This is a genomic window from Corallococcus sp. M7 (assembly GCF_054512695.1).
Window position 1 is genome coordinate 2,510,858 of the sequence record NZ_CM137252.1, and the last position, 14,201, is coordinate 2,525,058.

Genomic DNA, 14,201 nt, shown 5'->3' on the forward strand with positions numbered 1-14,201 from the left:
GGAGCAGGGACCCATGGGGATGAGACGCGGGTGGCTGGGAGCATTGGTGGCGTTGGTGTCGGGGTGCGGGCCGATGGAGCCAGTGGAGAGGGAGGACGGGCCGGACCCGACCGCGCCCGCCGAGGCGTCCGACCTGGGCCAGGCCGAGCTCGCGGCGACCACCACCACGCGCACCCTCACGGCGTACGCGGACACGATGGCGGACGCCACCCAGCCGGATACCGGCTTCGCCTCCGCGCAGACGCTCTACGCGGATGCCTCGCCACAGCGCCAGCCGTACCTGCGCTTCGTCCTGTCGGGCGTCGAAGGGGTCATCACCTCCGCGAAGCTGCGCGTGTATGTGGTGGATGGCAGCAAGGACGGCCCGGCCGTGTATGGGGTGCGTCCGGACTGGAGCGTCTCCTCGCTCACCTGGAACAAGGCGCCGACTGTCTTGACGCAGAAGCTGGCGGACGTGGGCGCGGTCTCCGCGGGCACGTGGGTGGAGTACGACGTGTCCTCGTGGGTGAAGGCGAACTATCACGACTATGCCTTCACGCTCGTCTCCACCACGAGCGATGGCACCGGCATCGAGGCGAATGACGCGCCGGGCAGCAACAACCCTCGGTTGATCCTCACCATCCAGGATTGCCCTGAGCCGCGGACGGCCGTCTTCCCTCCCAGCTTCGACACCTGGGTGTCCCAGGAGGAGCCCACGCGGCGCAACGCCGGGAGCACGGCGCTCACTTCGGACGGCGCCCCGGAGAGCGAGGCGTACCTGTCCTTCGACGTGTTGACGGGGAGTCGCACGGTGACGGGCGCGCGGCTGCGCGTCTTCGCGACGGGCGGAACGGGGAACGCGCCGGCCGTCCACGCGACGACGAACTGGAACGGCGGTGACTTCGACTGGACGAGCCGCCCGGTGGTGGACCCCACACCGCTGGCGGACAAGGGCAGCGCGAGCAGCGGCACCTGGGTGGAGTACGACGTGGGGTCGGCCATCACCGGAGACGGGCGCTACGGCTTCGCGCTGCGGCCCCAGAGCACGGATGGGATGACCTTCACCTCCAACGAGGGCCCGTTGCACCAACGGCCGCAGCTCGTCCTTTCGTACGCGGAGTCGACGTGCGCGTACCGGGGGCTCAGCCGGGTGGGGGGCACCCTGTCGGGCGTGACGCACGTGTCCGCGGGCGGCGACGAGCGGGTGGTCTCCACGGCGGCGACCTCCGACGGGGGATGGGTGGCGCTTGGCTCCTACGTGTCCAATGGCAGCGCCTACCCCTCTTCATTTGGTGAGGGCCCGTTGCCGGGCACGCAGGGCCTCGCGGTGACGCGCTACCGCGCGGACGGCTCGGTGGTGTGGAGCGTGGGCCATGCCGGCCAGTACCTCCCGGCGGAGCTCGCGGTGACGCCGACAGGCCAGGTGCTCGTGGTGGGCCGCTATTACGGCGCTCCGGACCTGGGCACGGGCCCGCTGCCGCAAACCATGTCGACACGCCTCTTCGTGATGCGGTTGAGCACTGACGGGACGACGGAGTGGGTGAGGACCTTCGCCTCCACGGACAGCAGCAGCGGACAGTTGGGTGTGCTCGAGCCCACCGGCCTCACCACGGACGCGGAGGGCGCGCCCATCGTCGCGGGCCGGTTCTCCGGTGAGGTGGATTTCGGCGGCGGGCCGCTGCGCTCGGACGCTTCGGCGTCACAGGGGACCATCGCCCTGTACCTGGTGAAGTTCGCGGCGGACGGCTCGCACGTGTGGTCGCGGACCTTCGCGGCCTCCGATGCTTCGTCCCAGCTGGAGGTGGCGGCGGACAGCGCGGGCAATCTCTATCTCAGCGGCTCGGCGCCGGGCGGCACGGAGCTGGCGCCGAGCGGCAGCGGGCCCACGCCCTTCGTGGCGAGGCTCACCGCCGGGGGCGAGCGGGTATGGACGCGCGCCTGGGCCGGTGCCAATGGCGCCACCGTGGCGGTGGTGCCCTACGGCGATGACGTGTTCTTCAGCGGCACCTTCACGGGCGCCTTCACCTTCGCGGGCACGACGTACACGCAGGTGCCCACCGATTACAGCAGCGCGCCGGACGACCTGTTCCTGGGGCGGTTGACGGGGGATGGCGCCGACGTGTGGCTGAAGCACGTGGGCGCGCCGTATGGAGAGAGCGCCCAGGGGCTCGCGGTCACCCGCACCGGCACGGTGGTGCTGTGGGCGCGGACGAGCGGTCCGGTGAGCTTCGGGGGCGGCACGTTGCGCGGCGGCCCCCTCTACGCGGGCTACTCGACGGGCGGCACCCACCGCTGGTCACGCCATCTGCCCCTCACCGGACAGCCCACCGCGCTCACGACGGGGGAGCTCCTGGTGGGCGCGACCCTGCAGGACACGACCCAGATGGACGGGGTGGACTACCTGCCCTTCGCCTGGCACGACACGTTCGTCACGAGCGACGCGTTCTTCATGCGGCTGCGGTGATGCGGAGGGCAGGGGCAGCGGCGGCCCTCTCAGGAGTCGCTGCCCTCCTCAGGGCCAGTGATACAGGAAGGAAGCCCCGGGAATGAAGGCGGGGGTGTCCTGTCCCTGCAATTGCGTTCCGGCGAGGACTCCCAGGTCCACGGACCACCGCGGCCCCATGAAGCGCGTGCCCGCCGTGGCGAAGGCGAACGCGTCGGCCATGGCCGGCACCGGTGAGATGGCGATCTCTCCCGCGAAGCCCCAGTGCTCGCTGACTCGCAGGAAGCCTCCCACCATGGGCATCACCATCAAGCCCCCATTGTCGTCCCGGGCCCAGACATAGATGGGCTGGACCGTGAGGGAGAGGTTCGCGTCGGCTGTCCCATAGGTGAGGGTGCCGTAGAGGGCGGCGGCGTTGTGGAGCCCCAACGAGCCCGGGAGGTCGCTGTCGTAGGAGCCGCCCTGCGCGCCGAACGCCAGATGCAGCTTCTCGGTGAGCTGCGTGCTCACCTTGATGCCTCCCATGAGGCTGAAGGCCGTGTCGGTGTACACCAACTGGAACAGGGAGGCCGTGGCCAGGTGCACGGACACGCGCTCGCTCAGGCCCACCTCCGCGACGGTGGCGAAGAACGCCTTCTGTCCGATGTAGCCCTCGCCCGCGTGCAGCGGCAGCGCCGTTGAACCGAGCAGCCCGCGCGTGCGGGTGGGATTCTCGAACCAGCCTTCGGCGGACTCAGCGCCCTCGGAGGATTCCTGGGCATTGGCGGAGGCGACAGGAATGGCCAGCGACAACATGAGCAGACAGATGAAACGGGGTGTCATGATTCCCTCTCGGTGCGCCGCCGGCTCAGCGCCAGTGAAACAGGAATGAGGCTCCTGGAAGCACGGAGGGTTTGTCCGTGTCCTTCCATTGCTGCTCGGCGAGGAGCCCCAGGTCCAGGGACCACTGGCGCCCCATGAGCCGCGCGCCCGCCGTCGCGAAGCCAAACGTGCCGCTCATGCCCGCGACCGGTGAGAGCGCGACCTCTCCCGCGAGGCCCCATTGCTCGCTCAACCGGACGAAGCCTCCCAACATGGGCAGGACCATCAGGCTGCCGGAGTGGTGGGTCCCCCAGGCGAAGAAGGGCCGGACCGTGAGCGATACATGCGCGTCCGGCGTCCCATAGGTGAGGATGCCGTAGACCGAGACGGCGTTGAGCGAATCCACCAGATAGAGGCCGGTGTCGAAGCTGCCGCCCTGGGCGCCGAATGCCAGGTGCAGCCGTTCTGTCAGCGGGTGCGAGACCTTGATGCCCCCCATGAGACTGAAGGGGATGTCGTCGAAGACACGGGCCATCGAATAGATGAAGCCGGCCGTGGCCACGCTCACGGACACGCGTTCGCTCAGGTCCACCTCCGCGACGGTCGCGAAGAGCGCCTGTTGCCCCGCGAAGCCCTCACCCGCGTGCAGCGGCAGCGCCGTTGAACCCAGCAGCCCGCGCGTGCGGGTGGGGTTCTCGAACCAACCCGAGGCTGATGCAGGAGGAGGCTCGGGCGCCAGCTCCGCGGCGCTGACGGAAGCGCCAGGAAGGGCCAGCGACAACATGAGCAGGCAGATGAGACGTGGCGTCATGGGTTCCCCGTCGAAGTGGCGAATCCCATACGCAACCACCATGCCAGGATGGCTGTGCACAGGACGGGGGGCGTCGCCCTGGTCAGCGGAGTGCTGACAGGCGAGTCATGCCGCCACGGATTCCCAGCGCTCGACCCGGGCAGAGGTCCTTCCCGGCCCCTCCATCAACTTCGGAGTGCCGCGTCCGCCGGAGTGGGCTTAGCGCAGCCCCAGTCCTTCGATCTCGGTGTTGCACCGCTGGAGGCTCTGCTTGTCCTGCACGCGCTCGAAGAGCCTCGCCGCTTCCTCGAAATGGATGCGGGCCATTTCCGGCCGTGCACGCTGGACGGACAACCTCCCCAGCCCCATGAGGCAATTGGCTTCACCTCGGAGGGACCCCACTTGCTTCAGCAGGGGGCGCGCCTGTTCATAGAGGGCCTGCGCATCGTCCAGGTTCGCGCCTTGGAGCGCGAGGTCTCCCAGGCTGCGCAGGCAGTGCGCCTTGCCGCGCAGGTTCCCCACTTCGGAAAAGAGCCTGCGTGCCTCTTCCAGCAGCGTGGCCGAGGCCTCGAGCTCACCCAGGCTGCGCAGGCAGTGCGCTCTGCCGAGGCGGTCTCCGGAGTGCCCGAAGAGGCTCTTCGCCTCTTCAAACCGGAGGCGCGCATCGCTGACCTGTCCCCGGTCCAGTGCGACCTTTCCAAGGCCATGGATGCAGTTGGCCGCGCTCAGAGGCGAGTTCGCCATGTTGAAGTATTGAAGCGCGCTGCTGAAGCTGGACTCCGCCTCATCGAGCCGCCCCTCATCCAACGCAAGTGAGCCCAGTCCTCGGATGCATCGCGCATAACCGAGGGTCGCTTTCAGGTGCGTGTGCTCGGGGTCGAATCGCTCGAAGAGCGGCAGTGCCTGTTTGAAGAGGTGCTCCGCATCCTGGTGCCGAGAGCGCTCCTGGGCGACCTGGGCTTCCACCTGGAAGCAGAGCGCCTCGCGAAGGAGATCCTCCTGCTTGCGCGCGACCTCCCGGGCCTGCCCGAGAATCGCCGGGGAGCCATACCCCGAGAACCGCCAGAAGTTGTTGAGTGCCAGCAACGGGTCGATGAACCGGTGCCCCTCGAGTCCCTGGAGCCCTTCCAGGAACATGGCTTCGATGTTCTCCACTTCGGGCCGGAGGCGTTCGATGGCAATCGCCCCGCGGGAGCCGCCGACCTGGGGACCGAAGTGACTGGCAAGCCCGCTGTAATGCAGGAGGGTTCGCTCGAGGTCCGTGGGCTCTGGAGGCACGGCGCCGCGAAGTGCCTCGCGTATCAGGGGCTGAACATGCCTCCGGTCGGACGCGTCAATGTGGACAAACCCAAGCTTCGTCAACTCCGCGAGGGCGGTCTCTTCCGTGACGGGAAACAACAGGGAGAGGTCTTCCCGTGATGCACCCTCCGGCAGGTGGGCGAGGAGCGACAGCAACCGGAAGCCTGCCTCCGTCAACCTCGCCCTGATCCTCTCGGGTTCGATGAGGCTCTCCAACCTCCTGGGAGGATCCGAAGGCGGCTGGGTGTTGCGCAGGACTCTCTGCCAGATTTCCCCGAGGAGCTTGGCGTCGGGGTGGAGGGCCAGCTGGCTCCTCGCGAGGCCGGCGAGCAACTGGATATAGAACGGCGCGACCCCCTCACCGATCAACGCCAGAAGCGCCGGGTCAGTGATGTCGACCTGGGGGACCATGTGTTGGAGCAGGCTCGCCGACGCGGGCCCGGTCAGGGGCAGGACTTCAATCGCTCGCTGGGGCCTTCCCGTGCGCGGACAGGGAGGGTGCCTGCCCGCGAGCACGAGCGTCAAACCCTCCATCCGGACGAGCTCCGATAAATCCTGGGGGCGCAAGCCTTCAGATGCCTCGTCGACGCCATCGAGGACCAGCACGGCGGAGCCTTCTGAAAGGGCGGCAAGGATGCGGGCTCGCAGGTCGGAACCGGGCGCAACCTCCATGACTTCCGCCATGGCCCCGAAGATGGAGTCCCCTTGTGTCCCGGCTCTGACACGGACGAAGTACCTGGCGCTGCCATAGCGGTCGGCGACGCGCGCGTCATGCAGTGCCTCGATGAGGAGCCGGGTCTTGCCAACGCCACCGCTGCCTGAAACACACAGGATTGGCGGGTCGGCCGCGAGTAATGCCCCCACCATGTGTTCCAGTGCGTCCTCGCGCCCGACGAAGGGCGACCCCTCGCGCGCCGGAAGCCGCGGGGGAGAATGCGCACGGCGACGTGTGACGACCGGAGCCGTGTCCGCTCCCTTGAGCCTGAACGCGGAGTCTGGCCAGCGTTGCTCGCGTGTTTGATCCAGATCGCTTCGGGCCTGCATCTGCGCGAGGGCTTCTTTGGGCAGCCACGGGAAGTCCAGTTCCAGGGATGGCTTGGGCCCATGGCGGAGGATGACATGGTCAAACCGCATGGGCGACGCGGAGGCGAAACCCACCTCGTACTCACCGTCAATCCGAAGGGGAACGCTTATGGCTCCGGGGCGATATCGGACGCCGAGCGTGAACAGTCGCGAAACCAGGAAGCGATTCAAGATGCTGGCATTGCCGCTCAGCGGGTCCGCTGGCTGTCCATTGAGTACGGCCTGGATGCCGGGCCGCAATCGCTCCCGGAGCCAGTCGTCGAGCGCCTTCGGGACCCGCAGCGCGCGATAGCGCTGGGAAAGCGCGTCGGCGCGGACGTGGCCGTCCTGGAGCTCGTCCTCGATCTCGAGCAACTCATCCTTCAGGGACTGGGGACAGGTGGGGTTCAGGAGCTCCCGGAGCACCTTCTCCTGGTTGAACTCACGGAGCGTGGCCCGGCAGAGATCCATCAGCCCGCCATCACCCGTGCCTGAGATGAGGATGCGGGTCTGTCGCTGACGGCCGAATCCTATCTCCTGATCGAGCTCATCGTTTTCCCAATAGGAGCGACGCCCTACCTCCGGCTCGCGTCGCTCGACACCGAAACCCACCGCGAGGACCAGTGCGTCCACCGGAGAGGGAGGGGTATAGCCTGTCGAATCATTCCATCCGACGCTCTTCAGGTTTCCATCTGGAGAAAGAGTGGGATGGATGTCTCCAGCGCCCAGGTGAACCGCAAGCTCCACACCGGTCGTGGTTCGCACTGCCTCCCAGGCGTTTCGGAGTTGTTCCACGACTTCATGAACCCTTCCCGCCGTCCAGTTGAGCACTGGAAGCTGAGCGGAGGGTTCCTCGGACCCCGGCGCGGGCCAGTCATAGAGATGGGGGTGAATCCAGCGGGTGCGATTCTCCGCGAGAAGGGGAAGGAGCACGTTCTGCTGCTCCAGCACGTCCACCTTGCACCCGCGCAGTGCCGCTCCAGCGGCGAAGGTCATTCCACCCGCGCCTGCGCCGACCACCACCACCCGGGATCCCGGCTTGAGCCGTTTGCGCTCGAACATGGCATGGACGAGGTTCAGCGCCCGGACCTGCTGGGAGTACAGGGTGACGCGTCGCTCGAAGCACCCCAGCAGGAAGACGCCTCTCAGCGTGGGGACTTCCATGTGCTTGAGGATGTCGCGCAGGTGGTTCCTCATGAGTGTCTACCCGTCTGGTGCATCTCGTCCGTTCGCGACGCCGCCGCCCGCCTGTCAGTGCGGTACCCCAGAAGTCCGTCCCCGGGTCCCCGAAGGTGAAGCAATCCGCGGGTCGTCAGTCCGGAGGTCCGCTTCGCTCAGCATGATGGAATGGGCTGTTTCCAGGAAGCGGCTCAATCGTTTATTGAGTTCGTAGAGCACGCCTTCCGCGATGTCGGCCACGCTTCCCTCCCATTCAAAGTCAGCTGGTTGCGCCTGTGCATCTTCCGTCAGGGAGCGGTGGCAGACGCTGTATGCTACAATCTCCGCAAGGAGCGCACGGAAGTGGAGTGAACCCTGGCCCGGGTAGCCATCTTCCGCCGAGCCCAGATAGCGCGCGATGGAGGGATGTCGTCCAGCGATCTTCAGCAGCCAGGGCTTGTTCTCGTTGCTGGCCCACCTGGCTCGGTAGTGCACGTAGTCCTCGGGAACGATCTTGATCTCGATGCGCGGGATGCCGCCTTTGGAGACGTGGACCTGCGTGGTGGCCAGTTGCCCTTTCACCTTCGCTTCAATCTCGACCGTTGAACCGGGCCTTCTTCCTTCGACGACCACTCGCCCTTCCGCATAGTTGGTCCCCGTGACGGGGCGCAGCCAGCAGTCCCCCAGCACCACCACCCTGTCCTCATCATGGGAACGCAGGATGACCTGGGTGTCCGTGGAGATGAGTTGGGGCCAGCGAGCAAGAAGCCTCAAGCGTCGCTGTTGGCCTACGCGGACTGAGTACGTCTTGCGGTCAAACTCCAGCGGCGTCCCGAAGAGATGGTCAAGTGACACGGCTCCAATCACCTTGACGGAAGCCCGTGCCGTGAGCCCGCCAGCCATCGCGGTGACAACGACTCCCACTGCAGGTCGAATCCCTCGTGCGTGGAAGACACCCAAGAGCCGCGCCTCATCCCTTTGAGCCGCGACCAGATGAACCCGTTCCGTGTCGAGTTGAAGCGCTTCCGGGTCGCTACAGTTGACCGTGACCACATCGCCCGGCTTGAACCGCGACGTCCGAGCGAAGATCAGAAACTCGCGTTCATCCCCTACCCGGAGAGCCGTGGCGAGCGGCGAGATGGACAATTCACTAGCGGGGCCTGGAGCTGGCCCCGCCTCATCAGGGAGGGGCCCGGGGCGCTCCTCCGTCCGTGAGAACAGGAAGCGGCTGGCCATCTCTCCCAACTTGTCGAGTCTCCTCCGGGTGTCCTCGCTGCTGATGTCCTCGCTTCGGGCACGCTCGGACTCGTGCTCCTTGGCCAGCAGATCCCGCAGCACCTCGCGCGGCTTGCGGAAGAGGGCGTCAACGAAGGGGTGGCTGAGCTGAAGCCCGTAACGCCGGCTCGGATCAATGATGGTGGTCGGATTGTTAGGCGGGTGGGTCTTTCGCCTACGAAGTCGCTCGTCATACTCACGGAGCATCCGATCAATGTCGGGGCACTCGATGCGGCCGAAGAAGTACGCAATCCGTGGCTCCTTCTTCAGCTCCTCGAAGATGATGTTCTGATGGATGGCGCGGGTGCTCTTCACCAGGAGCCCCGTCTGCTGGAACCGGGACCGTTCATCGGTCAAGGGCGCGGGCGCCCTGAAGATGGACACGCGGACCTTCGCCCCAGCGTAGCCTTCGACCGGATACGTCTCCTGGTAGACGAGCCGTCCCTCGGGGGGCCTGGAGATGAGCCGCCGCACGGTGCTGGGCCTGCCTCGCTCCCGGAGCGTGACGACCGTGGGCGAGTCTTCGGCCATCAGGTCACGCAATGCGAAGTGCAGGGGAAGGTTCTCGAACAAGCTGTCGAGTCTCGGCAACGTCACGTTCTCGTCCAGCACCAAGGTGACCGAGGTTCCATTCCCTCTGACTCCCCCCAGACTTTCGCGCAATTTCTGCGTGGCCCTGGCTCCATCCACCAGGAGCGTCAGCTTGAGGTCCCTGCCGAGCTTGCACTTGTAATAGAGGCTGTTCTTGATGGACTCGTAGGTGAGGTCTCCGAGCGCCGTGCAGTCCTTCGCGCCACGCCCCATGACGCCGCGATTGCCTTCCGCGCTCTGGCGTCCTCCGAGGTGGCCAAGCTTTCGCTCCATGTCCCTGGCGTCCATGCCCTCGGCCTGATCTCGGATGATCAGCGAGGAGGGTAGGCCGCCGCGCCTCTCGTGATGTTCAATGAGGATGGGGCCGCCATCCCGATCCCGGTGGTGGGTTTGGAAGAGGCGGTCGTACGAGTCGTCGGCGTTGGTCAGGAGTTCGGCCAGTGCGTCGTAAACGTCGCCTATCGCGTAACTACGGTTGAAGAGCAGGTATCGGCGGTCAACCTGGATATCGACAGCCTTTCCGATGGCGAGGGTCATGACGATTCCTCCCGGATGGGGGACGGGTTGGGGCTCACCTCGGTGAGCTGGGGGAAAGTCCGGGCGCAGGCCTCGAGGAACTGGATGACGTCCGCGTCGCTCGTGAGCTCCGCGAGGGACCGAAGCTTGTCGAAGCGGGTCCTGACCACTTCCTGTGAGGCATCCGGCCGGATGTGCAGGAGGTCGGCGAGTTGGTACCAATCCTCCTCCGACACATGAGCTGTTCCACGGAAGGAGCTGAAGAGCGGGTGTGGGTAGATCTGCCGCCGGAAGCGCTCAAGATCCTGCTTGGGGAGGATGTGCCGAGGCGCTTGTTCCGAGGTCTCATGATCTCGCAGTTCGTCCTGGAGCCACTGCGCATTGGCTTGCAGCCAACGGGCCCCCTCGGTGGTGAGCCTCCATCCATCCTTCCTGGGATCCACGGCATAGCTGCCAGCCACGAGGTGCCCCAGTGCGCGCTTCTTCGCGTCCTCCAGTGCGGTCTTCGCGATGTACTTGTCCGGGTAGTGCCGATACTTCGGCAGCCTCCAGCAGAAACGGTCCGGGGCCAGTTCAAAGGCCTTCGCGGCGATCTCCTCACTGTGGATGGGGTGCCTGGCCCCGTCGAGCAGTCCGAGCGCGTAGACGACCAGATCGACGTTCGTCAGCTCCCGGTTGCCCTTTGCGCTCGCCATGGCTCATCCCTCCCTTTCGTGCAGGAAGGTCCATCCTTCTGGGGTGACCTCATAGGAAACATGGGTTCCCTCTCGGACCCGGTTCGCGAGGCCCAGGTCCGCCATCCTGGAGATGACCCCGGAGCGCTGGGTGGCAATGAAGGTTGGCTTGAGCGCGCGCCGCGAATGACGTTGCGCCAGTTCCCTGTCCAGCGCCTCCGGCGTGGTAGCTCCGTCCCGGATGGCCCGCAGCACAGCCCGATAGGCCCACGCTTCAATGGGCACCCAACGGACGATGTGTGCCAGGAGCAAGGCTTGTTCTTCAGGGCCCAATCGCGCGTTCGAGCCGTGCTCTCCTCCATCCAGGACCGGACTGGAGAGGAGCGCGAAACGCCAACCCGGTTCCGTCAGTGAGATCCGGTCCGACCCGACAGGACCAGCCAGCTTGAGCCCAGCGAGGAGTCCCGTCATCTCACCGGCCTGGGACAGGGCCCCAACGAACTGGTTGGCGTAGCGCCGCAGGCCCTTCCACTGATCGCCAGTCCGGACGGGGAAGGCCGTGGCGAGCCAGTCATCGCGTGCGCGTTGTGCACGCTTGTCCCATTCCGCCAATTGCCCACCGAGTGCCATGGCGCTTCGGGCAATATGTTCCGCGGCCTCATCGAGCCGGATGCCGTCGGGATGTATCTGATGGAGATGGGCGAGTGCACGGCAGCTCGCCTTGCCCGGAAGAAGCCTGTTGAGTTGGCCCCAGAGCCACCCCTCCAAATCCGGGCACTCGCTCAACCCAGGGGCTGTCTGGCCCACCTGCGCGAAGGTCGCGGGAGGCTTGGCCAGGCCTTCGAGTGAAAAGAGAGAGGGAATGCGCACCCGTGGCTCGACCAACTCGCTTGCCGGCGGCGCACTCGCAAACGCGGGCTCTTCGCGGCGGGATGGAAGCTCGCTGGGAGGTGCCCGCCGGGCGCCTTCCTGTTCCGGGGGCGGACCTCCGGGGACCGGCATGCCGGGAGGGTGGAGAATGGCGACGCCCCGAGTCCGGACCTCCGTGATGAGGACGAAGAGGTTCTGGATGGCCGACTGGATCGCGTCTTGATAGCTGGCGTAGACACCCTGTCCCAACAGGGCGTCGAGCGCTCGCCGCGTTTCATGCGAGCATTCGAAGCAGATGACCATGGCATATCCCTTCCGGCTTCATCCAATGCATGCACATTGGGAACCGCCATGTGCAACATCGGGAGACATCAAACGCATTGATGTCCATCCATTGGTCCAGTTGAGCGCGCTCGGGCTGCTCTCCGCGGATGATCGCCATGCACTCGTGCAGGCCGTTGCTCATGGGCACGTTCTCCCGGTGCTAGCTCCCACACCGGGCGGCGATTCCCGTCAGGACGAGGGCACGCCTAGAGTGCGCGCCCATGCGCGGGTGCTTGGCGTTTCTTGCAGGGCTGGGGCTGTTGTCCGGATGCAGCCACTACGGCCTTCCTCCTCCCACTGCGAGCCATGGTCATATGGACCTGGCGATGGAGTTCTACCTGCGGCACAAGGGCTCCTATCCGCATCTCCTCGATGTGGAGAACATTGGGGAGCCCTTTCCCCGTCTGGCTCAGACCGCTGCTCCGGCCCTGGAGCTGGATGCCGGACAGGCGGCCCTCGTCCACTCTGAAGTCATCCAGACCTTGAAGGGCAAGCCCACGGAAGGCGAGGTCCTCCGGGTCCTGGAGGACCTGCGGGCTGCTTGTGACGCGGGCCATGAGCCGGCATGCACGTACCTGGAGAAGGAGTTCCAGGCTCCCCAACGCAGCGATCACCCATTGCGGTACCCGAAGGTCGAGAAGCTTCCAGGCGGCGTCGAGTTCGCGGTGGTCGTCCTCCAATGCCATATCGCCGCGGACGGACGGATGGAGGGCTGCGATGTCATCGAGGATGGGACGCGCGAGTTCTCACGGAGCTTCATCGAGCAGTTGGGCGCGCATCCCTTCCGGCCCGCGACGCTCGCTGGCCACCGGTTCGCCTCGACGTACATGTTCGCCGTCACATGCAGCAGAGGAGGGAATTCCAAATACAAGCTGCCCCTGGCGCAGAGGATGGGATGGGCCCGGCTGAGGGTGTCCCGCTTCCCGGAGAGCTCGTCGGCCTGGACCAACCTGGCCAAGCAGCTCGCCCTGCACGAGCCCCAGGCTCCGGAGTATCCGGCGGTCTTCGAACGGGCGTACGCGCTGGCACCCCGGGCGCGGTGGTTCGCCACGGAGCAGGCGTGGCGGCAGGTCCAGGCAGGGCAGTACGCGGCGGCCCTGACGGCCATCCGCCCCGCGCTGCATGACTCCGCGCAACGGGAGTACCCCAATCCCTACGTGCTGGAGACCGCCGCCGCCGCGCACTTCGGGCTGCATCAGTGTCCCGAGGCGCTGGCCGCGCAACGACAGGCCTTGGACGAGATGCCCGGCGAGTGGCCCGCTCCCGAACGCGAGCGCTTCGAGCGCAGGCTCCAGGAGTACGAAGCCACGTGCGGCGTCAGCTCGCGATGAAGCGTGACAGCCAGTCCGCCGCGTCGCGCGTCGCCTCCTGCCAGTCCGCTTCTCGCATCATGTGGCCGGACTCCGGGAACTCGCGGTACCGCAGCCGCTCCGGGGCCTGGGCGTAGAGCGGCTCCAGCCGCGCGTGGAGCGCCTTCGCGGGGCCGGGAGGCACCACGTCGTCCCGCCCTCCGGTCTGGCTGAAGAGGGCCGTGGGGAAGAAGCGCTCCAGGTGACGGTGTGGACTCGCCGCCCTGGGCAGGCCCCACTCCGGTGAGCCGAGGAATGGCACGGCGGCACACAGCCGCTGCTCCCGCATGAGCGCCGCGTAGGTGATGTATCCGCCCAGGGAGACACCGCCGATTCCCAGGCGAGCCGGGTCGGCGCCGTGCTCACTCACCAGCGCATCGAGCAGGGCGGGCACCTCGCTCGCGGTGGACTCGACCACGTCGAGGAGCTCCTCCATCCCGCGGGGATTCCCCTCGGCGAAGCGCGCGTCGAAGTCCGGGAAGCGGCGCTCGCCGTGCCCCACGGCGTCCACCCCCACCGCGAAGAGCCCCTGCTCCGCGAAGAGCCGCAGCTCTCGCTCGTGGACCTCCTTGCCCCCGCCCAGTCCGTGGAAGAAGAGGACCACGCCCCGGCGGAGTGCTTCTTCCCTCGACCCCTGGTGGACGCCCAGCACGGGGACCTGGGCCAGGACGAAGCGCGATGTGTGGAGGCTCATGGCCCGGCTCTTCTAGCGCATGGACCTTCAAGTCATCCAACGCGTGAATCCAGGGATTGAGTCGTTGGAGACACCGTGAGGCCAGACGGACCGTGATTCCGGGTGCTATTGACCGTCTGAGATGGCTTGCTAGAACGCGCGCCGTGGGTGTGGGGTGAACGCGGGGCCGCCGGGTCCTCGTTGCCTTCGCCAGAGGGGGAACCATGCATCGTGGCATTGTACGCAAACACAGGGTCCGCACCCGCGTGAGCATGCTGTTCGACCCATGCAACGGGTTGTTTTGTCTCACCGACGAAAACGTCGCCTGTCTGGATTGAAGACCTCGCGGGACTTCCGCTTCACCTCTGCTCAGCCATGTCACCTCAAATGCCATTTC

Annotated in this window: 9 protein-coding genes; 2 read left to right on the top strand and 7 right to left on the bottom strand. The window is 66.5% G+C overall.

Annotated features, from left to right (window positions below):
* The first annotated feature begins 13 nt into the window (after positions 1-13).
* Positions 14-2,443: a CBM96 family carbohydrate-binding protein gene (locus ACX114_RS10540; RefSeq protein ID WP_459297207.1), complete on the top strand. Its 2,430-nt coding sequence runs from the start codon at positions 14-16 to the stop codon at positions 2,441-2,443.
* Between the two features lie 48 nt (positions 2,444-2,491).
* Here ACX114_RS10540 and ACX114_RS10545 read toward each other — a convergent pair whose 3' ends face one another.
* From ACX114_RS10545 to ACX114_RS10570, 6 genes are all read right to left on the bottom strand, one after another.
* Positions 2,492-3,244 carry a hypothetical protein gene (locus tag ACX114_RS10545; RefSeq protein ID WP_459297209.1) on the bottom strand — a complete coding sequence of 251 codons (753 nt, stop codon included), beginning with the start codon at positions 3,242-3,244 and terminating at the stop codon, positions 2,492-2,494.
* 25 nt (positions 3,245-3,269) lie between these two features.
* On the bottom strand, positions 3,270-4,034 hold the full coding sequence (locus ACX114_RS10550) for a hypothetical protein (RefSeq protein WP_459297211.1): 765 nt from the start codon (positions 4,032-4,034) through the stop codon (positions 3,270-3,272).
* A 198-nt stretch (positions 4,035-4,232) separates the two neighbouring features.
* The gene (locus ACX114_RS10555; RefSeq protein WP_459297213.1) at positions 4,233-7,571 is read right to left on the bottom strand and encodes a tetratricopeptide repeat protein; all 3,339 of its coding nucleotides are present in this window, start codon (positions 7,569-7,571) and stop codon (positions 4,233-4,235) included.
* 54 nt (positions 7,572-7,625) lie between these two features.
* On the bottom strand, positions 7,626-9,935 hold the full coding sequence (locus tag ACX114_RS10560; RefSeq protein WP_459297215.1) for a hypothetical protein: 2,310 nt from the start codon (positions 9,933-9,935) through the stop codon (positions 7,626-7,628).
* Entirely contained in the window at positions 9,932-10,609 is a 678-nt protein-coding gene (locus ACX114_RS10565; RefSeq protein ID WP_459297217.1) for a hypothetical protein, read from the bottom strand. Before ACX114_RS10565 ends, ACX114_RS10560 begins: the two co-directional genes overlap by 4 nt.
* Positions 10,610-10,612: 3 nt before the next feature.
* A complete protein-coding gene (locus ACX114_RS10570) occupies positions 10,613-11,761 on the bottom strand; it encodes a hypothetical protein (RefSeq protein ID WP_459297219.1) in 1,149 nt (382 codons plus the stop codon).
* A 242-nt stretch (positions 11,762-12,003) separates the two neighbouring features.
* On the opposite strand from ACX114_RS10570, the gene ACX114_RS10575 reads away from it, so the two are divergent.
* Positions 12,004-13,113 (top strand): hypothetical protein, encoded by a 1,110-nt coding sequence (locus tag ACX114_RS10575; RefSeq protein ID WP_459297221.1) that lies wholly within the window; start codon positions 12,004-12,006, stop codon positions 13,111-13,113.
* Here the strand turns inward: ACX114_RS10575 and ACX114_RS10580 are convergent.
* On the bottom strand, positions 13,100-13,825 hold the full coding sequence (locus ACX114_RS10580; RefSeq protein WP_459297223.1) for an alpha/beta hydrolase family protein: 726 nt from the start codon (positions 13,823-13,825) through the stop codon (positions 13,100-13,102). The two genes, ACX114_RS10575 and ACX114_RS10580, sit on opposite strands and share 14 nt — an antisense overlap.
* Positions 13,826-14,201 lie beyond the last annotated feature (376 nt).